Source organism: Ruegeria sp. CE6, assembly GCF_056537485.1.
In genome coordinates this window covers 249024-275793 of the sequence record NZ_JBQFRR010000003.1, presented here as the reverse complement: position 1 = coordinate 275793, position 26770 = coordinate 249024, and the positions used below count along the sequence as shown (strand labels likewise).

Sequence of the window (26770 nt, the reverse complement as noted above, 5' to 3'; positions counted from 1 at the left end):
AATGCCTCGGGCGGGGCCAATTGGCGACACTTGGCCCGCGAAACCGAAAACACGCTTTGCTGTTGGGTCTTAACGGAATATCATCCCTGAAAAAACTATTATCAGGCCAGCCTTGAAGGCCAGGAGGCAGAATGCGTTTAACGTGTCCGAATTGCAGCGCCCAGTACGAAGTCCCGGACGAAGTGATCCCCGAGGACGGGCGCGAAGTTCAATGCTCGGCTTGCGAAGAGACCTGGTTTCAGGAAAAGTATCCAGTCGCCAGCAAAGCAGAGCCGGAAGCGAAATCTGCAACTGCAATCCAGGCAGCCTTTGCCGAACCGGAAGATGTTAAGTCAGAGGATGCGCCAGAACCCGATGCGGCCAAGGCCGAGCCAGAAAAGATTAAGGCAGAAGACACACCAGAACCCGATGCGCCCGAGGAATTGAGTGTTGGAAACGTTGACCCGGCGGTATCCAGCATCCTCAAGGAAGAGGCTGCACGCGAGGCAGAGCTGCGCGAGCGTGAAGGCAGCAATCTGGAAAGCCAACCTGATCTGGCATTGGATCCGCCTGAAGAGCCCAAGGTCAAACCGAAACGGCCCTCGGCCACTGAAACCGCCGCTGACGCAGGTCAGAAAGATGAGCTGCCGGATGTTGAGGCGATCAACTCGGGTCTGCGCAGCGACTTGACATCGGACGAAGCTGAAGCCGTTGCTCCGGCCCGCAAATCCGGTGGGTTTCTGCGTGGCTTTGCCTTGATCATTATCATCGGCGTCATTCTGTTTCTGATATATGGCAATGCCAATCAGATCAGCGAGGCGGTTCCTCAGGCTGATCCGATGTTGAAATCATATGTCTCACTGGTCGATCAAGCGCGCCTTTGGCTTGAGACACAGACCGGGGGCGCAGGGCAGAACTAGAACCTTTCGAGCAATCGCTTGAGGTATTCCAACTCGATCTGAGGCCGATCCTGTTCACCGGTCCTACGGCGGATTTCATCCAGCAACTCGCGCGCACGGCGATATACATCTTCGCCTTGCAGCAGGTTGTCGTCGGTCGAGATTGATCCCGCGGAACCTGGCGTACGACCCAATGGATCGCGGTTATTGGCCTGCATGTCGCCGGCCTCGGTCCCTTGACCCGGCTGGTTCTGCTGGTTCTGCGCCAGGGCTTCGCCCAGTGAACGCATGCCTTCGCGCAAGGCTTCCATCGCCTCGGATTGACGGTCAATCGCCTCGGCCAGATCATCGCTGCGCAAGGCTTCTTCGGCGTCGTCCATGGCCCGGCCCGCACGGCCCAATGCTTCGCGCGCAGCGTCGCCTTCGGGTGTACCACCGCCGGGCAGACCTTGTTGTTGCCGTCTCAACTCATCCCTCAGCGCCTGCTGCCGATCCGCCAGTGTCCCCTGACCTTGCTGGCCTTCACCAGCCTCATCCTGACCCTGGCCCTGACCGCCCTGGCCTTCATGGCTCTGGCCGCGTCCCAGACCACCGTTGCGGCCCTCATTGCCCTGACTTTCGCCCGCTTGCGCTCCGGGGTTGAACTGTTCCTGCAGGTCGCGGAATGCCTGATCGCTGAGGCCCTGTTGTTCGCGCAGGGTTTCTGCCAGCCCTTCCATGGCCTGCTGTCCTTCGGACTGGCCACCTTGGCCCTGCCCTTGTGTGACGCGCATGTTTTCCATCATTTGCTGGAACTCTTCCAATGCCTGCTGCGCTTCGGCCATGCGGCCTTGTTCCATGAGCTCCTGAATGCGGTCCATCATTCGCTGCAGGTCATCCTGCGTCATCTGCAGGGTTTCGCCGTTCTGGCCCTGCTGTCCTTGCTGCGTCTCACCGTTTTCCTGCGCCAGACGCTGGAGTTGCCGCATGTAATCCTGTGTCGCTTCGCGCAGCTCCTGCATCAGTTCGGCAATCTCTTCGTCGCTGGCACCGTTCTGCATCGCTTCGGTCAGACGCTCTTGCGCACGGCGCATCCGTTCCAATGCGTCGGCCAGCGTGCCATCCTCGATCAGAACCGCCAGATCCCACAGCGCTTGCGCAATTTCTTCCTGCTGTTTGACGTTCAGTGCGCCGTATTTGTCGAAGGTCTCCAGCCGCCGCAGGATCACACGCAGACGCAGATACGCTGTATCTGAGCGGAACAGGTCCTCGGGTAGGTGCGAAACCGCACGCAGCAATTGCGATACACGCAGCGCGTTTTCGCGCGACCAGAGCAGATCGCGCCGCTGTTCGATCACCGCAGCAGCCAATGGGTCAAAGAACCTACGGGCCGGCAGTTCTGTCAGATAAGGTTCTGCCACCGTCTCTTGATCCGCCGCGTCGATGGCCATGAGGGTTATTTTCACCGGCAAATGTGCCCAAGGGTGCTGCGAGAAATCCTCGATCAAGTCTTCGGTGAAATCGGTCCGATCGCCCGTAATCGGCATTGGCAACTCGACCGTAATGATCTCGCGCGGTTCTGGCTCGGTCGCAAGACCGAATTGACGGTTGACCGCTGGCAGGTCCAATTCGATCCGGGCTGTGCCGGAGACGATTCCATAGTCATCCGCAGCAGCGAAGGGCAGCTTCATCTGTCCGCCAGCCTCTGATTGCGCCACTCCTGCCGTCGCGATCCTGGGGGCAGTGTCTGGAAGGATCTCAAGCGCCCAATCGCGCCCTGCCGGGCCATCAATCCGCATCTGACCCGAGCGTTCGGCAACAAATTCCTGTTCCGGGTCCGTCGCGGCTTCGGTGCCCAGAGGCGTCGAAGTTTCCGTCAGACTATGTGCGCCGACCTCGCCATAAAATCGAAGCGTGATGCGGCTGCCTTTGGGCACTGTCAATGTTGGATCGGTCTGATCGGCCAGATAGAGCGTTGGCAGTCCGGTGTAGCGCGGCGGTTCAACCCAACCCTCCCAAGTCGGGCCCTGCCCCGCCTGAGCGGTCCCCGGCGTCATGTCAGCGACCGAGCCTATCCGCCAGAACGAGCCGAACAGAGCCGCAACGACGAGTGCCAATAAGGCAGCATAGCGAAGCGCATAGGGATCGCGAGACGCCAGCCGCAAGTCGGGTTTCACCGGATCGGCCTTTGATGCACGATCTGCCATGCGCGTCTGGTGCGCATGCCACAGTGCCACCGAATCCGCATCCATCGCACCGATTGCCTGATCGTCCATCAGTGCTTGTATCGGGCGTCCGGGCAGGGTTTCATCCAGCCGAACCAACGCCTCGGCCCGGGTTGGCAGATGGAACCGTTTTATTCCGAAAACCGCTGTCGCAATCAAAGCAATCAATCCGACCGCTGCAGAAATCCAAACGGCTTCAATGCGCACAAGATCGTGCAGACCCAGCATCAGGGCGGCCAGCAGCGCCATGAGAATAGAAAAGAACGGCCAGAAGGCGCGCATCACCTGCTCAGCCAGCATACCCGCGTGCGTCAGCCACAGGGACAGTCTTGGAATTGGCAAGGTCTGGTTGTCGCGCAAGGCGGGCCTCCTGATCGGCCCGACGCGCCTATCGCGTCAAAGCCACTCTGGTATGGTATCGCGGTTTATGATTTCGTCAAAGCTTGGGCGTTCACGAATTACGGCAAATTGATCCCCGTTCACCAGAACCTCAGGGATCAGGGGCCGCGTATTGTATTCGCTAGACATGACTGCACCGTAGGCACCTGCACTGCGGAATGCGATAAGATCGCCCGATTTCAGAGGGGGCATGTTGCGTTGTTTTGCAAAGGTATCCCCGGATTCACAGACCGGACCAACGATGTCATAAGGGCGTTGTTCGACCCCGGCGGCAGGTTCTTCGACCGCCACAATATCATGATACGCCTCATACATCGCGGGGCGGATCAGGTCGTTCATCGCGCCATCGAGGATCAGGAAATCGCGGTCTTCGCCGGATTTGACATAGATGACCTTGGACACCATCAGACCCGCATTGCCAGCGATCAGCCGACCAGGCTCAATCTCGATCTCGCAGCCCAGATGGCCCAGTGTTTTCTTGACCATCGCACCATATTCAACCGGCAGCGGAGGCGCGTCGTTGGAACGGGCATAAGGAATACCCAAACCACCGCCCAGATCGAGGCGGCGGATGTTATGCCCCTCTGCGCGTAGGCGCTCTGTCAGTTCCGCAACCTTGTTATAAGCCAGCTCAAACGGTTCCAACTCGGTCAGTTGTGAGCCGATATGAACGTCGATCCCAATCACCTCCAGTCCCGGAAGGCTTGCGGCCAGTGCATAAACCTCGGACGCACGCGAGATTGGGATGCCGAACTTGTTCTCGGACTTGCCGGTGGCGATCTTGGCGTGGGTTTTTGCATCCACGTCCGGATTCACCCGAACAGTGATCGGCGCAACCTTGCCCAATTCCAGTGCAACCGCATTGATCACCTGCATTTCGGGCTCGGATTCGACGTTGAACTGACGAATTCCACCGGTCAGAGCGGTACGAATCTCATCCGCTGTCTTGCCGACGCCCGAAAAGACAATCTTGTCTCCGGGCACGCCCGCGGCTTTGGCGCGCAGATATTCCCCGCCCGAAACCACATCCATTCCCGCACCTGCCTGCGCCAGCGTCTTCAGGATCGCCTGATTGCTGGCCGCTTTCATCGCATAGCAGACCAGGTGATCAGTGCCCTCAAGCGCGTCATCGAACAGCTTGAAATGCCGCTGCAGCGTCGCCGTCGAATAGACATAGAACGGGGTTCCGACCGCGGCTGCGATTTCGGAGATTGGCACATCCTCGGCGAAAAGCGCGCCGTCGCGGTAGAGAAAATGATCCATGCCTGCGCGCTTAGACCAAAAGAGGTATGTGGATCAAATGATTCCGGTAGGGTTGTGGTCACCGTCGCGGTTCAGAACGTCTTTGACGCGCCAACCCTCGCATATCCTGAAACCGAGACCCCGGACCCGCTGGGTGCGGCCGTTGGTTCCGTTCGGGGTGCGCCTGTCGGGTCGCAAGCTGCAAGTACGGCGAGGCAGAGGATCAGGCCGACAGGTCTCATGCATTTTCTCTTTGTCATTCAGGACGTGTCAGATGCAGATGGGTGTGCGATCAGTAAATTGCAATTTTGGAGTTCAGAGCCCCAGATAAACGCCCAGCCCACCGCGTCTGAGACCAACGCCAACACCGCCATAGGTGCCGCTGCTGCCTACGCCGACGCTTGCGCTCATGGTGGGCTGTATGGGTTCGCCATCTGCACCACACCCGGCCAAGGCCGCTGCGACCGCAATCAATAGCACCACCCGTCGTATCTGCATTACACCAGCGCCTTCCATCGCTTGATCTGGGCCCGCACCTGATCCGGTGCGGTGCCGCCATAGGATTGGCGAGAGTTTACCGAATTTTCGACGGTAAGAACAGAATAGACGTCGTCGGTGATGTCCGCGTGGACCGATTGCATGTCCTCCAGCGTCAGATCCGGTAGGTCGCAGCCCTTGCTTTCAGCCATGGCCACCAGCGATCCAGTGACATGGTGCGCGTCGCGGAAGGGCAGGCCCAGCACGCGGACCAACCAGTCGGCCAGGTCGGTCGCAGTTGAAAAGCCAGACCCTGCAGCGGCAGCCAGGCTTTCGCGATTGGCGGTCATGTCCTTGATCATGCCTTCCATCGCGGCAAGTGCCAGCATCCAGTTATCTGCCGCATCAAATACCTGTTCTTTGTCTTCCTGCATGTCCTTGGAATAGGTCAGCGGCAGCCCCTTCATCACCATCATCAGGCCAGTATTCGCACCAAATATGCGGCCAACCTTGGCGCGGATGAGCTCAGCTGCATCGGGGTTCTTCTTTTGCGGCATGATTGATGAACCAGTCGAGAAGCGATCAGACAGTGATACAAACCGGAATTGGGCCGAGGACCAGATTACCAGTTCCTCGGCAAAGCGCGACAAGTGCATGGCGCAAATCGAGGCGGTCGACAGGAACTCCAATGCGAAGTCGCGGTCGCTGACAGCGTCCAGTGAGTTGGCTGCGGGGCGGTCGAAGCCCAGCGCCTCGGCTGTCATCTGGCGGTCGATTGGGAAAGAGGTCCCGGCCAACGCGGCTGCGCCCAAGGGGGATTCGTTCATCCGGGCACGGGCGTCGCGCACGCGGGACAGATCGCGGCCAAACATCTCGACATAGGCCATCATGTGGTGACCCCAGGTTACCGGCTGCGCGGTTTGCAGGTGGGTGAAACCGGGCATGACCCAGTCTGCCCCGGCCTCGGCCTGCGCCAAAAGCGCGCGGATCAGGGCCAGAAGACCGGATTCTGCGGCATCTAGCTGGTCGCGAACCCAGAGTTTGAAATCGGTCGCCACCTGGTCGTTTCGCGACCGGCCAGTGTGCAGACGGCCTGCGGGTTCTCCGATCACCTCTTTCAGTCGCGCCTCGACATTCATGTGAATGTCTTCCAGCGCAGTCGAGAACTGAAATTCTCCGTTCTGAATTTCTGACAAAACGGTGAGCAGGCCTTCCCGAATGGCGTGCGCATCACTATCAGTAATAACGCCTGTGGCAGCCAGCATGGCGGCATGGGCGCGCGAGCCTGCGATGTCCTGGGCTGCCATCCGCTGATCGAACCCGATCGAGGCATTTATCGCCTCCATGATCGCGTCTGGACCAGCGGCAAAGCGGCCGCCCCACATCTGGTTCGAAGATTGATCGGTCATGAAAGAAAACCCGGAGTTGATATGCGCCTGTTACGTCTGATCCCCCTTTATATGGCCCTAGCGCTGGGTGCAAACGCCGCTTTGGCAACAGATGCGGCAACGCTTGGCCCATTGCGTGAGGGCAGCCTGAAGCGGCTGATACTGCATAGTGAGCCCAAGCCGGTCAAAGTGGTCGATTTTGAACTAGAAGATGATGGTGGCACCGGATCGCTGGCCGACTACAAAGGCAAGTATGTGCTGCTGAACTTCTGGGCCACATGGTGTGCGCCGTGCCGCAAAGAAATGCCTCAGATCGCTGAACTGCAACAGGAGTTTGGCGGTGACAAATTCGAGGTTCTGACCCTGGCGACCGGTCGCAACACACCTGCCGGGATCAAGAAGTTCTTTGACGAAAACGGCATCGACAACTTGCCGCGCCATCAGGATCCGAAACAGGCGGTTGCACGCGAAATGGGAGTGATTGGCCTGCCGATCACTGTGATCATCGACCCCGATGGCAATGAGATCGCACGCCTGATCGGTGATGCAGAATGGAACTCGGACAGTGCCAAGGCGATAATTTCAGCGCTTGTCGAAGGCAATAGCTGAGGTCCCGCGCGCTCTTGCAGAAAATCTGTGTTAGAATGAGACCGGCCCCAACGGGCCGGTTTTCGTTTGCGACCGGAAGAAAGGGAGACTCCGATGAAACCGGTAGTTCTGTTGATTGGGCGGTTGCCGAATGTAATCGGCAACGTGGCACAACAACTGGATCACCTGCCGATTCAGTGGCTGGGCGCGCATGATCAGGATGAGGTGCGGCGGCAGCTGGACGCGGAACCGCGCATCGCCTGTGCGATCATGGGCGCGGGTCTTGATGACAAGATACGCGGAGAAATGGTTGGCATCATCGCCGCGCGAAGGCCCGATATCTGCATCCATCTCAAAGATCGGGCCTCTGGCCCTGACGGGTTAATGCCGTTTGTCGCACGCATCGTCCAGCATGAGATTCTGGAAAGCCTGGAAAGCGGCTGACGCCACGCCACCTTTGACAGACAAATCGCCCGCTTGCAGGTTATCTGCAGGAGGATGGAATGCCGCTGGAAATACTATTGATCCTCGTCGTCGGCGGCATTGCCGGGGTCGCCTTGCTGCTGCATCTGACGGGCAAATCACGCTTGCAAGTGCTGACGCCCAAGACAGCACAGGAACAGTGGCTGCGTCACTTTCCAGATGATTCAATCATTGACGTAACCGTTGCCCATGATAGTCACGCCGCCCTTATCCGAACCGAAACCGGAGCCGGTCTGCTGTGGTCCTTTGGTGCCGATACCGTGGCCCGCCATTTACGGGATTTCGATTGGCTGGATCATCCCGAAGGCTTTGAAGTCCTGTTCCACGATTTCAGCACTCCTCGGGTCATCGTCCACCTTGATGAGACCGAACGCCAGCACTGGCAATATCTGATGGATCCCGCATGACCGATCACGTGAGCTTTCCCGACGCGGTGCAATGGGCCGTGCCCTTCTTCATCGCGGCCATTCTGGCCGAATTCCTTTGGATCGCGATCAAAGGCCGGGGCGGTAGGTACGAAACCCGCGATGCCTTGACCTCGCTGATCATGGGGGCAGGCAATATCGCCTCGGGCTTTTTGCTGGGCTTCATCGCATATGCGTTTTTCATGTGGCTGTGGCAGATAACACCGCTCAACCTAGGGACCTCGATCCCGGTCATCATCTTGTGCTTTGTACTGGACGATCTGCGGTATTACTGGGTGCACCGCTTTGGGCACCGCATTCGCTGGGTCTGGGCCAGTCATGTGAACCACCACAGCTCACAGCATTACAACCTGACAACGGCGCTGCGGCAGACCTGGACCTATACATTCACCTTTATGATGGTGGTACGTGCGCCGCTAATCTTACTAGGCTTTCACCCGGCGATGGTGCTGTTCGTCGGAGGTCTGAACCTGATCTACCAATTCTGGATCCATACCGAAGCGATCGGCAAAATGCCGCGCTGGTTCGAAGCCGTCATGAATACGCCCAGTCACCACCGCGCCCATCATGGGCGAAATGCGCGATATCTTGATTGCAACTATGCGGGTGTCTTTATCATCTGGGACAAGATGTTCGGCACATTTGTCCCCGAGCAAGAAGATGACAAGGTCGACTATGGGCTTGTCCACAATATCGGCACGTTCAATCCGCTGCGCGTGGCGTTTCATGAATGGGTTGGAATCTGGCGGGACGCCACCCAACCGGGCCTGACCTTGCGCCAACGTCTGGCTTATTGTTTTGCCCCTCCGGGCTATAGCCACGATGGCAGCCGCGACAATTCCCAACAGATCAAGGCCAAGCACCTTGTCCGCCATCCGCAAGATCACGGCACACCGGGATTCGAGCAGTTCGGCACCAAATCACCTGCTTCCACAGCCAAGCGGGTCTAGGTCTCAAAAAGACCTTTTCTTTGCTTGAAATTTGGCACAAGCGCTCCATATCCCCTGAGATGTTTTAAGAGTGCATTTCCGGAGGTCCGCATGTCAAAGCTGATGAGAATTTCTACGATCACAGGTTTGCTGGGCCTCGTCATCACAATGACCGTCGCACTCAACGGAGCAATGCCCGCGCTATTGGGGTTGGGATTTGTCATGGCCGCGCTGGGACTTTTAGGAGCGCTTATCGGTGCAGCTGCTTCGCTGCGTCATGCATGGCAATCAACACACTGATCTTCCGCCCCACCACCTGCGATAAAATTTTGAGCGTTAACCCCGGTTTTACCTGTCTTCCCTGAAACTGGCCCCGGCCAAAATCATCGGGATCAGGGGAACGGTACGTCATGGGAAACAGGAAACGCGCAGACCTGCCCGAGGGATCGGACGACCCTTTGAGCGCCGCCGTCACTTCACGGGATCGATCGGTGGTACAGATGGCGACCGAAGCCGTAAAGCATAGACAATGCAGGCTGGCGTTCCAGCCTGTCGTTCAAGCACATCCTCCTCAGGGAATCGCGTTCTACGAAGGGTTCATCCGTGTATTGGATGAAACCGGCCGCGTCATCCCCGCGCGCGAGTTCATGCCACAGGTTGAGAACACGCCAATTGGCCGGGACCTTGATTGCGTCGCGCTTGAAATGGGGCTGCGCACTCTGATCCGCAACCCTGGCATCCGCCTGTCGATCAACATGTCCGCGCGGTCCATCGGTTATTCCAACTGGTCGCGTGTGCTGGATAGGTTTCTGAAAAAAGACACAAGCTTGGGCGAAAGGTTGATTCTGGAAATCTCAGAATCTTCGGCGATGCAGGTGCCCGAACTGGTGGTAGATTTCATGGATCGCCAACAAGCCCGCGGTATCGCCTTTGCGCTGGATGATTTTGGGGCCAGTAACTTTGGCTTTCGCCACTTTCGTGAATTTCTGTTCGATGCCGCCAAGATCGATGGGCAGTTCATCAGGGGCATCAGCAGCAATCCCGACAATCAATCGCTGGCGCGCGCACTGATTGCAGTTGCGCGGGAATTCGAAATTCTTGTCACCGCCGAATCGGTCGAAAGTGACGAAGATGCTCATTTCCTGATCGCAAATGGTGTCGATTGTCTGCAGGGCTTTCTGTATGGAGCGCCTTCAGTCACTCCGCCCTGGAGCTCGGAAAAAGCTGCAAAAACGGGCAGTTGATAGCAGCTTGTCGCGCGGAACACCGCCAAGGCTCACTCTGAGACAAGCTGTCCGTTGCTGCAGATGCAGCATTGCGCTATTGCAGAAGATGCTTGAGCGGGGGATCACGAGGCGCTCTTGCACCCGGAGAAGACTTCTCCTCAAACCGCGCCGTCAGATTTCCCACAGGACCATGACGGTAAAGGATTGACTTTATGACCAACGTAGTAATCGCATCCGCCGCACGTACGGGCGTCGGTAGCTTTAGCGGTTCGTTTGCGAACACCCCCGCACATGATCTGGGCGCTGCCGTCCTTGAAGCAGTTGTCGAACGTGCCGGGATCGACAAGGGCGAAGTAAGCGAAACCATCATGGGCCAGGTCCTGACTGCCGCCCAAGGTCAGAACCCAGCGCGCCAGGCGCATATAAATGCGGGCCTGCCGCAGGAAAGCGCGGCTTGGGGCATCAACCAGGTCTGCGGTTCGGGTCTGCGTGCTGTTGCTCTGGGTGCACAGCATATCCAATTGGGCGATGCCGACATCGTTGCGGCTGGTGGACAAGAAAACATGACCCTGTCGCCCCATGCCGCCGCCCTGCGCGCCGGTCATAAAATGGGTGACATGAAATACATCGACACGATGATCCGCGATGGTCTGTGGGATGCCTTCAACGGCTATCACATGGGTCAAACGGCTGAGAACGTCGCCGAGAAATGGCAGATCAGCCGCGATATGCAGGATGAATTTGCGGTCGCCTCGCAAAACAAAGCCGAAGCGGCCCAAAACGCTGGCAAGTTCGCCGATGAAATCGTGCCCTTCACCATCAAGACCCGCAAGGGCGACATCGTGATGGACAAGGACGAATACATCCGCCACGGCGCGACAATCGAAGCCATGGGCAAACTGCGCCCCGCCTTCGCCAAGGACGGTTCTGTCACGGCCGCAAACGCTTCGGGCCTGAATGACGGTGCCGCAGCCACCCTGCTGATGTCGGCTGAGAATGCCGAAAAGCGTGGGATTGAGCCCTTGGCCCGAATTGCATCCTACGCGACCGCCGGACTTGACCCGTCGATCATGGGCGTTGGCCCGATCTACGCTTCGCGCAAGGCTCTGGAGAAAGCTGGATGGTCGGTCGATGATCTGGATCTTGTCGAAGCAAACGAAGCCTTCGCAGCGCAAGCCTGCGCTGTAAACAAAGACATGGGTTGGGATCCGTCGATCGTAAACGTCAACGGTGGTGCAATTGCCATCGGACACCCAATCGGCGCGTCCGGCTGCCGGGTTCTGAACACCCTGCTGTTCGAAATGAAGCGCCGGGATGCCAAGAAAGGTCTCGCGACCCTCTGCATCGGCGGCGGCATGGGTGTCGCCCTGTGTGTGGAGCGTGACTAAGTGCGCTGAAAACTAAATACAAAAGGGCGTCCACTGGGCGCCCTTTTTTGTTACAATCGGATCATACCCCTTAGATGCGACAATATCGCCGGACAGAAAGACAAGATCGATCACGAAACGATATTGCGCACCCTTAACGCTCAGAGTAACAGAATTACCAAGGCGACTAAATTTGGAGGAGTCCTAAATGGCACGTACAGCACTCGTAACCGGCGGTTCCCGCGGCATCGGCGCAGCAATTTCCAAGGCGCTGAAGGCCGAAGGATACAATGTTGCCGCCACTTATGCAGGCAATGACGAAGCCGCCGCAAAGTTCACCGACGAAACCGGTATCAAAACTTATAAATGGAATGTTGCGGATTACGACGAATCCAAAGCGGGCATCGAAAAAGTCGAGACCGAGGTTGGCCCGATCGACATCGTGGTCGCCAACGCCGGTATCACCCGCGACGCACCGTTCCACAAGATGACACCTGAACAGTGGCATCAGGTCATCGACACCAATCTGACTGGTGTTTTCAACACCGTGCACCCGGTATGGCCGGGTATGCGCGAGCGTAAATTTGGTCGTATCATCGTGATCAGCTCGATCAACGGTCAGAAAGGCCAGTTTGCGCAGGTCAACTATGCCGCAACCAAAGCGGGCGATCTGGGCATCGTGAAATCTCTGGCGCAGGAAGGTGCGCGGGCCGGTATCACGGCCAACGCGATCTGCCCCGGCTACATCGCGACCGAAATGGTCATGGCCGTGCCGGAAAAAGTGCGCGAATCGATCATCGGTCAAATCCCGGCTGGTCGTCTGGGTGAACCGGAAGAAATCGCGCGTTGCGTGGCCTTCCTGGCGTCGGACGATTCGCAGTTCATCAACGGCTCGACCATTTCCGCAAACGGTGCACAGTTCTTCGTCTAAACCGACGATCTGAGAATGAAAACGGGCCGGTCCATCAAGGACCGGCCCTTCTTTTATCCCGTAAGATCACGCGCGCTGCGATCAGCGGGAACCGAATAGCCAGGACCAGAATCCTACAACCGCCTTGCCGCGCTCTTCATGCGCGCGGTGAATGGCGTTCTGAATGGCTGGGTTTGTTGTCATCTCGATCATGCTGAACCCTTCTCAATCAAGTTGGATTTGTCTTGCCATCAACATGGCCTTTGATTTTAAATTACACAAACGAGAGTTTTCGATCCTTCAGTTCAGAAAAACTTAACCGCCATGACCGACCGCCTGCCTCCGCTGACTGCTTTGCGCGCCTTCGATGCCGCCGCACGACATATGTCGTTTGCCAAGGCGGCGGAGGAGCTGAATGTGACACCTGCGGCCCTGTCCTTTCAAATCAAGTCGTTAGAAGAGCATCTGGGCCACCCCGTGTTTCGCCGGCTCAATCGCGCCGTCGAACTGACCGAAGCCGGGCGCACATTGGCACCCGGAACCGCAGATGGCTTTGCCGCCCTGCAAGCCGCGTGGCAAGCGACGCGGAGGCTGCAGGATGAAACAAGCCTCACGGTTACAGCAGGTCCTGCCCTGACGGCGAAATGGCTGGCACCGCGCCTTTATGAATTCGCCCGTGCAAATCCGGGGATTGACCTGAAATTCTCGGCCACTCTGCGCAACATGGACCTTGAACGGGATGACGTGGACGTGGCGATCCGCTTTGGCTATGGGCCGGATGAGGGGCTCTATTCCGTTCCCGTCCGCAAGGAATGGCTGACACCGGTTATGACCCCGGAGCTGGCCGAACAATTCCCCACGCCAGCGTCGTTGCGCGACGCCCCCCTGATCCATGACGATTCGATCAGTTTCCTCAAGCCGCGTTGCGACTGGCCCGCGTGGTTCCGTGCGGTTGGATTGGATTTCACTCCGACCCATGGGGCGCATTTTTCGAACGCCGATCACGCCATCGACGCTGCCGTGGCCGGGGTGGGCGTGGTTCTGGGGCGGCGCGCCATGATCCTGAAAGACCTGACCGAAGGGCGACTGGTCGCGCCGTTCAAAGTGGCACTGGAGACCGCCGGGCGATTTCGTTTCCTCTGCCTGCAAGGGGCAGAGAAGCGACCGCAGATCGCAGCGTTCCGCGACTGGTTCATATCCGAGATTGAAAAGACCGCGCATATATCGGATGAGTTTGAAATCATCCCTGTTGAGAAGGTAGCTGGTGAATGAGCAGAATGGGCGCGACCGCAGTCGGCTTTGTCGCGGTTTTGCTGTGGTCTCTTCTGGCGCTGTTCACTGTGGGCTCGGCCCCGACGCCGCCTTTGTTGTTGAACGCGATCTGTTTTACCATCGGCGGCACGTTGGGCCTGATCTGGACCATGTCGAGCGGTGGGCTGGGGCAACTGCGCCAAGTCGCGTGGACGACATATTTGTTTGGCGCGATTGGTCTTTTCGGCTACCACGCGCTGTATTTTTCCGCCTTACGCATGGCCCCCGCGGCCGAGGCCGGGCTGATCGCCTATCTCTGGCCCTTACTGATCGTTCTTCTGTCAGGCCTGCTGCCCGGAGAGCATCTGAAACCGGGCCACCTTATCGGAGCCTGCCTTGGTTTTGCCGGAGCCGCCGTCATCATCACCGGTGGAGGCAGCGCTGGCTTCCAGATTCAACACTTGCCCGGTTACGGGCTGGCTTTGCTCTGCGCGCTGACATGGTCCAGCTATTCAGTACTGTCGCGTCGGCTGGGCGATGTGCCCACAAGCTCGGTCGCGGTGTTCTGCGTCCTGACGGCCATCGCCTCATGGGGCCTGCATTTCGCGGTGGAAGAAACGATCTGGCCGCAAGGCGCATTCGGCTGGGCCTCGACCCTTGCGCTCGGCCTCGGGCCTGTGGGGCTGGCATTCTATGTCTGGGATATCGGGGTCAAGCGCGGAGACATTCAAATCCTGGGCACCGCCTCATACGCGGCACCTTTGTTATCGACGCTTGTGTTGGTTCTGGCCGGGATCGCCGCCCCGTCCTGGGGTCTGGCGATCGCGGCCTTGTTTGTCACCGGTGGCGCTGCCATCGCGGCCCGCGCCAGCCTGAAGGCCTAGAACCTTAGGTCGACAGGCGCTCGATCTCTTCTTTTAGCTTCAGCTTTTGCTTCTTCAGCTGTGCGATATGGAGATCGTCAATACCAGGTGAGCGTTGCGCTTCTTCCACTTCAAGACCGAGAATTTCGTGTTTTTTCTTCAACTCCGTCAGATGTGCGCTCACGCTCATGGCGGTCCTCCTTCTCTGGTTTGTAAGTGTCACGTAAGAAGTTGATCACATCATTTCCAGCCTGTCACGCTGCAGACGCACGAAATCTATAATAAATCCGACAAATTCGGCTGGTCATTGCCGATCAGGCAAAGTGCCCTGTCAAATCCGCCGCATCGCGCAACACCGCCGAAACCACAGGAGTATAGCTTTCACCGTCTTCTACGTGCTGTTCACCGAGGTGCAGAATCAGCGGAGCGTGCAGCCGAAATGCGGCGCGTCCGCCCTTTCTGGCGCGCAAAACCACTAGCTCAGCCCCGCGATCCACACGGGGGGCCAGAGGTAGCACCTGAATCGAGCCCAAGCGGCCCGCGCACCCCGCAAGCATATCGGGCAGCCGGTCTGCCCTCTGGATCATGTGAAGATAACCGCGCGGCGCCAGACGTCGGGCGGCGACATTGATCCAGTCCTCAAGCGGCGTGTCTTCACCCAGTGCGATCTGCCGACCCGCGTCGGTGGCAGGGCTATGCGCGCCTGCCCGGTAGTAGGGCGGATTGGCGATCACATGATCGAACTGTTCTTGTCGCAGATCATTCGGTAGTGCGTTCAAATCCGCCTCAACCACGGTGATCGCTGCGTTTTGTTCCGAATTGCGGCGGGCCAGATCTGCATAGCCAGCCTGCAGTTCAACCCCAGTTGCCTTCAGGTGCGGCACTCGCGCCATTAGGCACTGAATAGCAGCCCCTGCCCCGCAGCCCAATTCCAGCACCGACTGGCCAGCTTGTGCCGGGACCGATGCCGCCAGTAAGACCGGATCGACCCCTGCACGATATCCTGAGCGCGGCTGCCACAGACGCACACGCCCGCCCAGAAAATCATTGCAGGTCAGATCACTGTCGGAAAAGCTGCTCATCGCCCCAGCGGGATCTCGTTATCGCGCATGACCCGTTCGGCGCGAGTCAGATCATCTGCCCGCACCATCAGGCGACGGGGAAAGATTCCGATGCCGCCTTCTAGGATGCTCATATTTACGTCCATCTGAAAGCAGTCTATATCCTCGCCCTCAAGGAGAGCCGTTGCAAAGGCTAGGATTGTCGGATCGGTGCTGCGCAATAGTTCTTTCATGGGGATGGATGTAAGGGCAAGGTGACAGGGATGTCGAGCCTTGTATCAGGAGAGTGATGAACGTCAGCACGATCTCGAAACCGCATGAGCGTCTGGCAGAGATGCTTGCGGGCGAAATGGCAGCAGTAAATACGCTGATTCGGACGCGTATGGCGTCGGAACATGCCCCGCGCATTCCCGAAGTGACCGCGCACCTGGTCGAGGCGGGCGGTAAGCGTCTGCGCCCGATGCTGACCCTGGCGGCGGCGCAGCTGTTCGGCTATTCAGGCGACCATCACGTCAAGCTGGCTGCAACGGTCGAGTTCATTCATACCGCAACCCTGCTGCATGACGATGTCGTCGATGAAAGCGGGCAGCGGCGCGGGCGACCCACGGCAAACCTGCTATGGGACAATAAATCCAGTGTTCTGGTTGGCGATTACCTGTTTTCCCGCAGCTTCCAGTTGATGGTCGAAACCGGTTCGTTGCGGGTTCTGGATATCCTTGCAAATGCGTCGGCCACAATCGCCGAAGGCGAGGTGCTGCAGATGACAGCGGCCACCGATCTGGGCACGGATGAAAGTGTCTACCTGCAGGTTGTGCGCGGCAAGACAGCGGCGCTGTTTTCTGCTGCAACCGAAGTGGGTGGTGTGATCGCAGGCGCGACTGAGGCTCAGGTCAAGGCGCTGTATGACTATGGCGATGCGCTTGGAATCGCGTTCCAGATCGCAGATGATCTTTTGGATTATCAAGGCGATAGTGCGGCCACAGGCAAAAACGTCGGCGACGACTTCCGTGAACGCAAATTGACCCTGCCAGTGATCAAAGCCGTGGCTCAGGCAACTGCCGAGGAACACGCGTTTTGGGAACGGACGATCGGTCGCGGACGGCAGGAAGAGGGCGATCTGGATCACGCTTTGTCACTGATGGCCAAATACAGCACGCTGGACGCAACCCGCACGGATGCGTTTGGTTGGGCGGCCAAGGCCAAGGCTGCGCTGGCGCCTCTTCCGGATCACGAAATCCGCACCCTGTTAGGCGATCTGGCCGATTACGTCGTATCGCGCCTTAACTGAGCGTCGTTGCGCGGCACCACCAGCCGGGTTGGACCGCGCCGATCTCATAGGCGGCAAAATGGGCTGCTTTGAGCGTTGGATAAAGTGCGAAACAGGTTGAGCCTGAACCCGACATACGAACCATCAACGCGTCTCGGGTGTCTTCCAACGCCGCTATGACCTCCGCAATATCCGGCGCTACAGATATTGCAGGTGCCTCTAAATCATTCCGCTGAACCTGCAACCACGTGGCGCAGTCTTCCGGAGTTTTGAATGCAGGGATCTCAGCAGGCATCGGTGCGTTGTCTCTGCTGTGCAAAGCGGAAAACACCGGGCCGGTGGGAACTTCAATACCCGGATTGACCAAAAGCGCCGGGAGGGGCGGCAACGCCATCGGCTCAATCTGTTCACCAATCCCGCGCATACGCGCTGCAGCAGCATGTATGCATACCGGGACATCCGCGCCAAGCGACAGCGGCACGCTATCGGGCCACTCTCCCCCCTTCGTCGCAGTGCGCAATAGCGCCGCAGCATCCGAGGAGCCGCCCCCGACACCGCCACCGTGCGGCAGTTGTTTGTTCAGATGAATGCGACCGGTCCAGCCTGCGGCCTCGGCGGCCTGCCAGACCAGATTGCGATCATCGGTCGGTACGCCATCCGAAAACTCACCCGTGACCGACAGAGACAGCTCGGGGCCGGAACTGAGGCTCAACTGATCCCCAACATCGGCAAAGGCAACCAACGAATCAAGCAGATGATAGCCATCCGCGCGTTGGCCGGTCACATGCAGGGTCAGGTTGATCTTGGCGGGGGCAAATGCCTCAGCCTTCATTGGCGACCTTCAGGGGTTCGGCGCCTTCCTCGGCCAGAACCGCATCCAATCCGACTTCAATCTTGCGGCGAATGCGTTCAGGATCGGCTTCGCCGTCGGTATCTTCAGGATCAATGAAAGACAGGGCTCGTTTCCACTGGAACTCGGCTTCACGCCCGCGACCTACGGCCCAGTAAACATCGCCCAGATGATCATTTACCACCGGATCGACCGGCATCAGTTCAACGGCGCGCTCCATGTGGTCGACTGCTTCGTCGTACCGGCCCAGGCGGAACAACACCCAGCCCAAGCTGTCAACGATATAGCCGCTGTCAGGGCGCGCTGCGACGGCGCGTTCGATCATATTCAACGCTTCGTCCAATTTCTCGCGCCGCTCGACCAGCGAATACCCGAGATAGTTCAGCACCTGTGGTTGGTCCGGGTTCAACTCAAGCGCGCGGCGGAAATCGGCCTCGGCCTCGTCCCAGTTCTTCAGACGTTCATGCGATATCCCGCGGGCATAATGCAGGAACCAGTTTCCGCCTGCACCCTCTTCCGTCAGGCCAATCGCCTTGTCGTAAGAGGTGACCGCTGCCGCGTAATCCTCTTGCTGGCGCCGCAGGTCGGCCAAAGCTACATGCACACCGGGCAAATCAGGGCTTTGAGCGGCAAGGTTTTGCAGGACCTCGGCGGCAGCTTCTTTTCTGTCAGAGCGACTTAGCACCTCGGCGCGCCCCAGCTCGGCGGCGTGATAATCGCTGCTGTCCGGAGGCACCTGCCGATAGACATCAACCGCCAGATCATATTGTTCCAGCCCATCCAACAACTCAGCGCTTAGCAAAAGCGCATCAATATGGTCAGGCCGCAGAAAGGCCGCGACGCGGGCATATAGCAGAACATAATCCTGCGCGGCCTCGGCACTCAGCGCAGCGCCAACGGTGAAGAAAACCTCGGCCATGCCATCCTGTGCAGAACGGACATGGGTAAAGGGCAGCGTTTCGCCATCAGACAGCCGGGTGACGTAACCTTCGATGGTCGGATCACTGCCGGCGGCAAAGACGTTATCCAGAAATTCCAGCGCATCGTCGTTGCGATCCAGCTGCGACAGCACTTCGGCACGCGCCAGCGCAGCCCGGCGTGAAAAACGGGCGACCAGGCCATCATCTGCGGCAAGGATCGCCTCGGCCCCCTCAAAGTCTCCGACTGACGCCAACGCCATGGCCTTGTGATAAAGTGCAAATTCTTTCAGCCCTTCCTGCGTGGTAACAACGTCAAATTGTTCCATCGCTTTGGTCATGGCGCCTTGCCCCATATGAGCCCAAGCAATCATCAGGCCATCAACCAGCGGTCCAACCCCTTGCGTTTCAGGATCGCGGGCCAGAAATTCATCCAGCTTGCCATCTGCCACCAGATTGGCGGCGATCACCATCCGAGCGGCCTGGCTGGGCAGTTCATTTTCCTCGATAACTTCGGCGACGGTCAGGGCCCGCTCAATCTCACCCAAGGCGAGCCGGGCGACGACCACGTTTTCCAGCAGTTTCGGATTTTGGGGATCAGCGCGAAGCGCCTGCGCATAGTAACGCTCGGCAGCGGGATAGTCGCTCTCATAAATCGCCTGACGCCCGGCCAGATACGACCCCGATCCGGTATCCGATACCGCAGGAAACGCGATTGAAGAACTGAGGATCACGGCCAGAGCCGCGCGTCGAACCAGGGAAACCACTGATAATCTGCCTTGCTGTCGTTGACTGACCGACAAGCTAGGGCTTTGCTGGGCGAGAGGCAATGGCAGAGCCTTCACGACCCTGCCAACGCCCGTGTTCTTGCCTACATATTGGGGTAGTTCGGCCCGTCGCCGCCCTGCGGTGTAGTCCAGGTGATGTTCTGGCTGGGATCCTTGATGTCACAGGTTTTGCAGTGAACACAGTTCTGGAAGTTGATCACGAATCGCGGCCCGTCTTCATCCTCGACCATCTCATAGACGCCTGCGGGGCAGTAACGCTGTGCCGGCTCGTCGAATTTGGGCAGGTTGACCTTAACCGGGATGTCCGGGTCGGCCAGTTTCAGATGGCAAGGCTGGCTTTCCTCGTGGTTGGTGGCCGCAAACGATACGTTCGTCAGGCGGTCAAAGGACAGTGTGCCATCGGGTTTCGGATAGTCGATGGGTTGATGCTTGCTGGCATCTTCGGTCGATTCCGCGTCGTTCTTGCCGTGGCCCAGCGTGCCCAGCAGCGAGAAGCCCAGCGTGTTGGTCCACATGTCCATACCGCCCAGTACCAGGCTGGCGGTCAGGCCGTATTTCGACCACAGCGGTTTGACGTTGCGCACCTTCTTCAGATCCGAGCCGATTGCACCATCGCGAACGTTGGCCTCATAAGCGGTCAGCTCATCACCCGAACGCTCGGCCTTGATGGCGTCATAGGCGGCCTCGGCCGCGGCCTTGCCTGACAGCATCGCGTTGTGGTTGCCCTTGATGCGCGGCACGTTGACCATGCCGGCCGAGCAACCCAACAGCGCAACACCCGGTGCGACCAGTTTCGGCATCGACTGGTAGCCACCCTCGGTGATCGCGCGGGCGCCGTAAGCCACACGCTTGCCGCCTTTCAGCAGCTCGGCCACCATCGGGTGGTGCTTGAAACGCTGGAATTCCATGTAGGGGTACAGGTGCGGGTTCTTGTAGTTAAGGTGGACCACAAAACCGACATAGACCTGATTATTTTCAAGGTGATAGATGAACGACCCGCCACCCGCGTTGCTGCCCAGCGGCCAGCCCATGGTGTGCGTGACGCTGCCTTCTTTGTGCTTGGCCGGGTCGATCTCCCAGATCTCTTTCATGCCAACGCCGTATTTCTGCGGCTCTTTACCGGCAGACAGGTCGTATTTGGCGATGACTTCCTTGGACAGTGAGCCGCGCACGCCTTCCGACAGAAAGACATATTTACCATGCAGTTCCATGCCCGGTTCGGTGTTGGGACCGTAGGATCCGTCTGGCTCCAGACCAAATACACCGGCAACAACGCCTTTGACTTCGCCGTTCTCACCGTAGACCAGCTCGGAACAGGCCATGCCGGGGAAGATTTCGACGCCCAGTTCTTCGGCCTGCTCTGCCATCCAGCGGCAGACATTGCCCATCGAGACGATGTAGTTGCCGTGGTTGTTCATCAGCGGCGGCATCGGGAAATTGGGGATGCGAATCTTGCCAGCCTCGCCCAGCATGTAGAAATTGTCTTCATGCACCGGCACGTTCAGCGGGGCACCCTTTTCCTTCCAATCGGGGATCAGAGCATCCAGACCACAAGGGTCCAGCACCGCACCCGACAGGATATGCGCACCCACTTCCGAACCCTTCTCCAGAACCACGACGTTCAGGTCGGCATCCAGCTGTTTCAGACGGATGGCCGCAGACAGGCCCGCAGGGCCAGCACCCACGATCACCACGTCATATTCCATCGCTTCGCGTTCAATCTCGGCCATCGCGGGCTCCTTAGCTAACTTTCCGAATTGGCGCTTTCTTCATGCGGTCGGCGCAATATTGTTTCACGGCTGATTACATGGTCATAAAGACTTTGGTCAATCGAAACACGGCGTAACAACGCCGCTATTCGACACTTCAGGCTTCGGGTGCGTCCCCCATAAGGTATCTGGGACCGCTACCATGGGATTTGGCCCTGTCATCGGGGTTGTAAAGCTTGCATTTCGGCAGGCTGAGGCAGCCGCAACCAATACATCCATCCAGATTGTCGCGCAGTCGCATCAGCGTATCGATTCGCTGATCCAGATGCGTGCGCAGCCGTTCGCTGATACTCTTCCAGTCCTGAGGCGTCGGTGTGCGGTTTCCTGGCAAGCCCGACAATACCTCGCGGATCTCGGGCAAAGTCAGACCGAATTGCTGCGCGATCATCACAAAGCTTAGCCGTCGGATATCGGCGCGCTGATAACGCCGCTGCCCACCCGCGTTACGCCATGGAGATATCAAACCTTGCGCCTCGTAGTATCGGATCGCCGACACCGCCAACCCGGTGCGCCGGGCCAATGCTCCAATCGCCAGACCTTCCGAAACAACCATTACATCCTCCCAAAGAAATCTCTTGACCTAAAGTTAGGTTTAGAAATTACAGTGAGTCGGGACAAGCCTCAAATTGGAAGGAGAATCCCATGATGGCGACGCTGGAACATACTAATTTCACGGTCCGCGACCCAAAGGCATCTGCGGCGTGGATGCAGAAAGTCTTCGACTGGAAAACACGCTGGGAAGGCCCTGCCATTGCCGGTGGCTATACGGTGCATGTGGGCAGCCCACATACCTATCTGGCACTCTACGCCCCCGGCGATCCCAAGCCATCAGGCGAAAACAGCTATGATTTCGTGGGCGGCTTGAACCATGTAGGTGTGCTGGTCGAGGATATCGACGCCACCGAGGAAAAGGTCCGCAAAGCGGGATTTGAACCGCACAACCACGCAGACTATGAGCCAGGCAAGCGGTTCTATTTCGAAGATGACAATGGCATCGAATTCGAAGTGGTTCAGTATGATTGAGATGCTGTGGCTGGGGCACGAAGCCAGCCGTTGGCGAAGTGGAGAATTGTTGGGACAGCGCCACAGGCGCACCCGCCCCCCGGAACGGCGGCGCTAAGTTGCGAGTTTACTGACAACGCACACCTCCCCTCTTGCAATTCACGCCTCATTTGGGTCAGGTAAATGCCAACCCATCCTTCGCCCCGACGCTATTGTGCGGCGGGGCGTAACAATTTCTGCGTGGACGACAAAACAATGGAAAAGATCCCCATGACGCCTTCGGGCAATGCCGCGCTCGAGGCAGAGCTGAAGAATCTGAAATCCGTCGAGCGCCCGGCGATCATCGAGGCGATTGCCTCAGCCCGCGAACTGGGCGACCTGAAAGAAAACGCCGAATACCACTCGGCGCGCGAAAAGCAGGGCTTTATCGAAGGCCGCATCAAAGAGCTTGAAGGCATCCTGTCGCTGGCAGATGTCATTGATCCGGCCAAACTGTCAGGGGCCATCAAGTTCGGCGCGAAGGTCACGTTGGTGGATGAAGATACCGACGAAGAAAAGACCTGGCAGATCGTGGGTGAGTATGAGGCCAATATCGAAGCGGGCCTTCTGAACATCAAATCCCCCATCGCCCGCGCCCTGATTGGCAAAGAAGAAGGCGACAGTGTCGAGGTCCGCACCCCCGGAGGCGTGCGCTCTTATGAAGTTCTGAGTATCGAATACGCCTGACCGGAGCGTTTGTCATGTCAGGGTCTGAACCTGAGCAAGAACCCGAGAAACCCACCTCGCTGGGTATCTACGACCGTCCGGCGCACCGTTCGGTCACCGAGATCGAGATTGCAGCAGTTGTTCTCAGCCTAATCTGGCTGGTGGTGTCGGTCGTGTTTCTGGTACTGCCCGGCGGGCAACAAGGAGGGTTCATCGTCACCTTCCTGGCGGTGTTCATGCCGGTTGCAATGATCTGGGTCGCAGCCCTCGCGATGCGCGCCAGCCGGGTGATGCGCGAAGAAAGCGCCCGCCTGCAGACAGCCATCGATGCGATCCGCAACAGCTATGTCGTTCAGCAACAACGCGCGGCCAGCACGTATGAACCGACGGTCGGCAAGAAACTGGATGAAATCGCCGAAAGCGCAAAAAAGACCGAGAGCGCGCTGGCGACATTCTCGACCAATCGCGGTGAACCCGGGCGCACCCAAAGGCCCGCGCCGGACATGGCCAATCAGACTTCGTTGGAACTTGGCACCTCAGCGGAAGAAATTGCGCCCCCATTGCCCACCGACATCTTTATCCGCGCCCTGAACTTCCCCGAGACGCAAAGCGATGCCGAGGGATTTAACGCGCTGCGTCTCGCATTGAAAGATCGCAAGACCTCGAAACTTGTGCAGGCCTCACAAGATGTTCTGACCCTTCTCAGCCAGGAAGGCATCTATATGGATGACCTGCGCCCCGATATGGCGCGACCCGAAGTCTGGCGGCAATTTGCCCAAGGCGCGCGCGGGCGGTCGGTGGCAGCCTTGGGTGGCATTCGGGACCGTTCGTCACTGGCGCTGACTGCGGCACGGATGAAACAGGATCCGATCTTTCGCGATGCCGCACACCATTTCCTGCGCCGCTTTGACCATATGATCGTCGAGTTCGAACCTAATGCCAGCGATGCCGAGCTTACAGCCCTGGGCGAAACCCGCACAGCGCGTGCCTTCATGCTGGTGGGGCGTGTCGCAGGGACGTTCGATTAAAGCCCAAAACTCCCGTAGGGTATGAACCTCACCAGATCGCCGGGCTTGATATCGCGGGCACCGTCCTCGATTTCGACCAAGCCTTCGGCCCAGCTCAGCCCGCTGATCCGGCCTGATCCTTCCGAATGGAACACCTCGGCCCGTCCTTCACGGATTCGTGCCCGCAGATATTCGCGACGCCCCGGTTTCTTGCGCTTTTCGAAAGCGGCGGGCACGTCGAAGCCTTGCGGCTCTTGCCAGCCTGCACCGGCCATCAGGCTCAGCGCAGGGCGGGCAAAGATCAAAGTGCAGACCATCGCTGCCACCGGATTGCCCGGCAACCCGAATACGGGCGTTCGATCCCACATGCCCAGCGCCAAAGGCCGGCCGGGCTTTAAAGCAATGCGCCATTCGTGCATCGCCCCGGTCTCTCGCAACAAGGCCGAGACGTGATCTTCATCACCTGCAGAAGCACCGCCACTGGTCAGGATCACATCTACATGCTGCGCCGCATGATCCAGATGCTGTTTCAATGTCGCGCGGTCATCCTCTGCGCGACCCAGATCAAGAGCCCCAAACCCGGTCCGTTCGAGCAAAGACAACAGCATCGGACGATTGGCATCATAGATTTGACCAGACCCGGCAATCTCACCCGGTTCAACCAATTCATCCCCGGTCGACAACACCCCAACGCGCAAGGCCTTACGCACAGAGACTTCGGCGACACCAACCGCGGATAAAAGCGCCAAGTCCGCAGGTGTCAATCGCCGGCCAGCAAGCAACGCCGGCGCGCCCTTAACCACGTCTTCACCTGCTTTTCGCGTATTTGCCCCATTTTTCAACGGCCCATGGAACGCGATGTGCCCTTGCTCAAGGGTCACATCCTCTTCCAGTATGACCGTTTCGACGCCTTGTGGCAGGGCAGCCCCGGTCAGAACACGAATGGCGTGCCCCTGTGGAACCTCACCGTCGAACGGAACACCCGCAGCAGCCCGGCCCTCGACCAATGGCAACACGCATGGCCCTTCGGGCACCGGCCCGGCAAAGCCGTACCCATCTACCGCCGTATTTGGCTGTGGTGGGCTTGAGCGCCGGGCAAATACATCCGTAGCCAAAATACGGCCCGATGCTTGCATCAACGGCACGCTTTCAACACCGGTCACCACCCTCAATCTATCCCGCAAGAGCGCCAATGCGTCGTCGACGGGCGTCCAGTTCACACCTGCGGGCAGGGCAAAGCAATCATCACGTAGCGGTGGAGGTGCGATATCCGGTTTGCTCATAGCCCTACCTCACCGAGGATAAAATCAGCAATCGCGACCGTATCATCCAGATCGAAAACTGGGCGGTTCAGGTTCAACGGCGTATCGCTGGCAATGCATCGGATCGAGTCATCTTCTGTGGCAATCAACGGATTGCCGGTTTCGGCGCGAAAAGCCTCAACCTTCGGATGGCGCTCACGCTTGAATCCTTCGATCAACACCAGATCGACGGGCGTCAAACGGGCCAGCAAGGTGTCTAAAGATGGTTCCGGCGCGCCGCGCAACTCCTGCATGATGGCGACGCGTTGGCCTGACGCCAGCACCACTTCGGATGCACCGGCCACGCGATGCCGGTAGCTGTCGGTACCGGGCTGGTCAACATCGACGCTGTGATGGGCGTGTTTGATGGTGGAAACGGTGAAACCGCGCGCGGTGATTTCGGCCACCAGCCGTTCCATCAGTCCGGTTTTGCCTGCATTCTTCCAGCCTGTGACGCCGTAAACCCTCATGCTTGCTCCAACAGGGTTTCGGCGCGCGCCAGATCATCGGGCGTATTCACGTTGAAGAACGGATCAAAAGGATCAGCGGAGAAAAGCGCCTCACGCCCGTCATGCTGATCAGTCCACAAAACGACCTTTCGCAGCCCATCGTTGAGCGCAGCCCGAAGATCATCACGCAAAGCGACCGGCCAGAGACCGAAGGTCGGGTGCCGATTCACGCGCTTGCCTCCGCCTGATTTCAGCGCTTCATCCCCGGTGTGCGGCGTGGTCGCCATAACAAGTGGGTGTTTCTGCCCCTCAGAGGCCAGCACCAATTGTTTCACAAGATCGCGCGGAAAGAACGGCGTATCTGCTGCGGCAGTAACGATAGCATCCGCGCCCTGTTCAGCGGCCCAATCAAGCCCTGCTAATACGCCCGCAAGAGGACCAGCGAACCCCTCAATCGAGTCCGGAATGACCGGCAGTTTCAATTCAGAAAATCGCGCAGCATCCCCGTTGGCATTCAGCGCAAGGCCATTAACCTGAGAGCGCAGCCTTTCTATCACGCGATCCAGCAGGCTTGCCCCACCGATCTGCAGCAGCCCCTTATCGCCTCCCCCCATGCGGGTTGCTAGGCCACCTGCAAGGATCACTCCGAGAGGTTTGGTTGTAGACATATCATCTCCATGGGGAAGGCCTCAGAATTACCAGATAGAATACGTTACCTGCAATGAATAGATATAGGAACTCGATGGCTAAGAAACTCAGCCCAATAAAAGCCAAAACCCAGAAAGCCATGCCAATAGCCGACCAGATTTGGGCTGACCTGATCGCCATATACGCCTCTTTCGGCGTTTCAGAAATTGGAGGCGCGCCCCAAATCAGAAGTCTGAGAAAAACTCGCGCCCGTCCGTAGTCTTTTGACAACCTCATTGGAACGGGCATGGGGTTTTCGGCGGGAAACCCAAGCTTTCGCAACTCCACCAAATGGTTGGCATACATCAGCCCGAAGTACCGACTTAGCCCCGTCCAT

The 26770-nt window shown here is 58.3% G+C and carries 29 protein-coding genes; 15 read left to right on the top strand and 14 right to left on the bottom strand.

The window, feature by feature from the left end:
- The first annotated feature begins 131 nt into the window (after positions 1-131).
- Entirely contained in the window at positions 132-899 is a 768-nt protein-coding gene (locus ACR0DK_RS15315) for a zinc-ribbon domain-containing protein (protein ID WP_170636708.1), read from the top strand.
- On the opposite strand, the gene ACR0DK_RS15310 is transcribed toward ACR0DK_RS15315, so the two are convergent.
- From ACR0DK_RS15310 to argH, 4 genes are all read right to left on the bottom strand, one after another.
- Positions 896-3442: a TIGR02302 family protein gene (locus tag ACR0DK_RS15310; RefSeq protein ID WP_480736919.1), complete on the bottom strand. Its 2547-nt coding sequence runs from the start codon at positions 3440-3442 to the stop codon at positions 896-898. The genes ACR0DK_RS15315 and ACR0DK_RS15310 overlap by 4 nt on opposite strands.
- A gap of 36 nt (positions 3443-3478) precedes the next feature.
- On the bottom strand, positions 3479-4744 hold the full coding sequence (lysA, locus tag ACR0DK_RS15305; RefSeq protein ID WP_170395764.1) for a diaminopimelate decarboxylase: 1266 nt from the start codon (positions 4742-4744) through the stop codon (positions 3479-3481).
- 294 nt (positions 4745-5038) lie between these two features.
- Positions 5039-5221, bottom strand: coding sequence for an argininosuccinate lyase (locus ACR0DK_RS15300; RefSeq protein WP_170395762.1), 183 nt, complete (start codon positions 5219-5221; stop codon positions 5039-5041).
- The gene (gene argH, locus ACR0DK_RS15295) at positions 5221-6609 is read right to left on the bottom strand and encodes an argininosuccinate lyase (protein WP_170395760.1); all 1389 of its coding nucleotides are present in this window, start codon (positions 6607-6609) and stop codon (positions 5221-5223) included. Before argH ends, ACR0DK_RS15300 begins: the two co-directional genes overlap by 1 nt.
- Positions 6610-6630: 21 nt before the next feature.
- Between argH and ACR0DK_RS15290 the strand changes: the two genes are divergently transcribed.
- The 10 genes from ACR0DK_RS15290 (at position 6631) to yddG (ending at position 14651) form a co-directional block, all read left to right on the top strand.
- Complete coding sequence (locus tag ACR0DK_RS15290; protein ID WP_170395758.1) at positions 6631-7197, top strand: TlpA disulfide reductase family protein; 567 nt, start codon at positions 6631-6633, stop codon at positions 7195-7197.
- A 93-nt stretch (positions 7198-7290) separates the two neighbouring features.
- Positions 7291-7620, top strand: coding sequence for a hypothetical protein (locus ACR0DK_RS15285; RefSeq protein ID WP_170395756.1), 330 nt, complete (start codon positions 7291-7293; stop codon positions 7618-7620).
- Positions 7621-7679: 59 nt separating this feature from the next.
- Positions 7680-8066 (top strand): hypothetical protein, encoded by a 387-nt coding sequence (locus tag ACR0DK_RS15280; protein WP_170395754.1) that lies wholly within the window; start codon positions 7680-7682, stop codon positions 8064-8066.
- Positions 8063-9034: a sterol desaturase family protein gene (locus ACR0DK_RS15275; protein ID WP_480736916.1), complete on the top strand. Its 972-nt coding sequence runs from the start codon at positions 8063-8065 to the stop codon at positions 9032-9034. Before ACR0DK_RS15280 ends, ACR0DK_RS15275 begins: the two co-directional genes overlap by 4 nt.
- Before the next feature lie 90 nt (positions 9035-9124).
- The gene (locus ACR0DK_RS15270) at positions 9125-9313 is read left to right on the top strand and encodes a hypothetical protein (protein WP_223117534.1); all 189 of its coding nucleotides are present in this window, start codon (positions 9125-9127) and stop codon (positions 9311-9313) included.
- 110 nt (positions 9314-9423) lie between these two features.
- Positions 9424-10257, top strand: a complete 834-nt coding sequence (locus tag ACR0DK_RS15265) for an EAL domain-containing protein (protein WP_480736913.1) — start codon at positions 9424-9426, stop codon at positions 10255-10257.
- 194 nt (positions 10258-10451) lie between these two features.
- Positions 10452-11627: an acetyl-CoA C-acetyltransferase gene (locus tag ACR0DK_RS15260; protein WP_170395746.1), complete on the top strand. Its 1176-nt coding sequence runs from the start codon at positions 10452-10454 to the stop codon at positions 11625-11627.
- Positions 11628-11814: 187 nt separating this feature from the next.
- Positions 11815-12537, top strand: a complete 723-nt coding sequence (gene phbB, locus ACR0DK_RS15255; protein ID WP_170513883.1) for an acetoacetyl-CoA reductase — start codon at positions 11815-11817, stop codon at positions 12535-12537.
- A 303-nt stretch (positions 12538-12840) separates the two neighbouring features.
- A complete protein-coding gene (locus ACR0DK_RS15250) occupies positions 12841-13788 on the top strand; it encodes a transcriptional regulator GcvA (protein ID WP_170513880.1) in 948 nt (315 codons plus the stop codon).
- Positions 13785-14651: an aromatic amino acid exporter YddG gene (gene yddG / locus ACR0DK_RS15245; RefSeq protein WP_480736908.1), complete on the top strand. Its 867-nt coding sequence runs from the start codon at positions 13785-13787 to the stop codon at positions 14649-14651. Before ACR0DK_RS15250 ends, yddG begins: the two co-directional genes overlap by 4 nt.
- Positions 14652-14655: 4 nt before the next feature.
- Here the strand turns inward: yddG and ACR0DK_RS15240 are convergent, their stop codons facing one another.
- From ACR0DK_RS15240 to ACR0DK_RS15230, 3 genes are all read right to left on the bottom strand, one after another.
- Entirely contained in the window at positions 14656-14820 is a 165-nt protein-coding gene (locus ACR0DK_RS15240) for a YdcH family protein (RefSeq protein WP_170395738.1), read from the bottom strand.
- Between the two features lie 124 nt (positions 14821-14944).
- Complete coding sequence (locus tag ACR0DK_RS15235; protein WP_170395736.1) at positions 14945-15712, bottom strand: methyltransferase; 768 nt, start codon at positions 15710-15712, stop codon at positions 14945-14947.
- On the bottom strand, positions 15709-15924 hold the full coding sequence (locus ACR0DK_RS15230) for a putative signal transducing protein (protein WP_008755664.1): 216 nt from the start codon (positions 15922-15924) through the stop codon (positions 15709-15711). Before ACR0DK_RS15230 ends, ACR0DK_RS15235 begins: the two co-directional genes overlap by 4 nt.
- Positions 15925-15980: 56 nt before the next feature.
- On the opposite strand from ACR0DK_RS15230, the gene ACR0DK_RS15225 reads away from it, so the two are divergent.
- The gene (locus ACR0DK_RS15225; protein ID WP_170513874.1) at positions 15981-16979 is read left to right on the top strand and encodes a polyprenyl synthetase family protein; all 999 of its coding nucleotides are present in this window, start codon (positions 15981-15983) and stop codon (positions 16977-16979) included.
- On the opposite strand, the gene ACR0DK_RS15220 is transcribed toward ACR0DK_RS15225, so the two are convergent.
- The 4 genes from ACR0DK_RS15220 to soxR form a co-directional block, all read right to left on the bottom strand.
- Positions 16972-17790 (bottom strand): 4-(cytidine 5'-diphospho)-2-C-methyl-D-erythritol kinase, encoded by an 819-nt coding sequence (locus ACR0DK_RS15220; RefSeq protein WP_480736903.1) that lies wholly within the window; start codon positions 17788-17790, stop codon positions 16972-16974. The two genes, ACR0DK_RS15225 and ACR0DK_RS15220, sit on opposite strands and share 8 nt — an antisense overlap.
- A complete protein-coding gene (locus ACR0DK_RS15215) occupies positions 17780-19492 on the bottom strand; it encodes a tetratricopeptide repeat protein (RefSeq protein ID WP_170395730.1) in 1713 nt (570 codons plus the stop codon). The genes ACR0DK_RS15220 and ACR0DK_RS15215 overlap by 11 nt, the downstream gene beginning before the upstream one ends.
- Before the next feature lie 104 nt (positions 19493-19596).
- Entirely contained in the window at positions 19597-21243 is a 1647-nt protein-coding gene (locus tag ACR0DK_RS15210; protein ID WP_170395728.1) for an electron transfer flavoprotein-ubiquinone oxidoreductase, read from the bottom strand.
- A gap of 136 nt (positions 21244-21379) precedes the next feature.
- Positions 21380-21835 carry a redox-sensitive transcriptional activator SoxR gene (gene soxR / locus ACR0DK_RS15205; RefSeq protein ID WP_170395726.1) on the bottom strand — a complete coding sequence of 152 codons (456 nt, stop codon included), beginning with the start codon at positions 21833-21835 and terminating at the stop codon, positions 21380-21382.
- Between the two features lie 89 nt (positions 21836-21924).
- Here soxR and ACR0DK_RS15200 point away from each other — a divergent pair, with 89 nt between their 5' ends.
- The 3 genes from ACR0DK_RS15200 to ACR0DK_RS15190 all read left to right on the top strand — a co-directional run bounded on the left by ACR0DK_RS15200 (position 21925) and on the right by ACR0DK_RS15190 (position 24017).
- On the top strand, positions 21925-22305 hold the full coding sequence (locus ACR0DK_RS15200) for a VOC family protein (protein ID WP_170408363.1): 381 nt from the start codon (positions 21925-21927) through the stop codon (positions 22303-22305).
- A 234-nt stretch (positions 22306-22539) separates the two neighbouring features.
- Positions 22540-23010 carry a transcription elongation factor GreA gene (gene greA, locus ACR0DK_RS15195; RefSeq protein ID WP_170395722.1) on the top strand — a complete coding sequence of 157 codons (471 nt, stop codon included), beginning with the start codon at positions 22540-22542 and terminating at the stop codon, positions 23008-23010.
- 14 nt (positions 23011-23024) lie between these two features.
- Positions 23025-24017 carry a hypothetical protein gene (locus ACR0DK_RS15190; RefSeq protein WP_170513856.1) on the top strand — a complete coding sequence of 331 codons (993 nt, stop codon included), beginning with the start codon at positions 23025-23027 and terminating at the stop codon, positions 24015-24017.
- On the opposite strand, the gene ACR0DK_RS15185 is transcribed toward ACR0DK_RS15190, so the two are convergent.
- Genes ACR0DK_RS15185 through mobA form a run of 3 tightly spaced genes read right to left on the bottom strand, consistent with a single transcriptional unit; the run spans position 24014 to position 26414 of the window.
- Entirely contained in the window at positions 24014-25279 is a 1266-nt protein-coding gene (locus ACR0DK_RS15185; RefSeq protein ID WP_480736897.1) for a molybdenum cofactor synthesis domain-containing protein, read from the bottom strand. The genes ACR0DK_RS15190 and ACR0DK_RS15185 overlap by 4 nt on opposite strands.
- Positions 25276-25767, bottom strand: coding sequence for a molybdopterin-guanine dinucleotide biosynthesis protein B (mobB, locus tag ACR0DK_RS15180; protein WP_480736894.1), 492 nt, complete (start codon positions 25765-25767; stop codon positions 25276-25278). The genes ACR0DK_RS15185 and mobB overlap by 4 nt, the downstream gene beginning before the upstream one ends.
- Positions 25764-26414, bottom strand: a complete 651-nt coding sequence (gene mobA / locus ACR0DK_RS15175) for a molybdenum cofactor guanylyltransferase MobA (protein WP_480736892.1) — start codon at positions 26412-26414, stop codon at positions 25764-25766. Before mobA ends, mobB begins: the two co-directional genes overlap by 4 nt.
- Positions 26415-26770 lie beyond the last annotated feature (356 nt).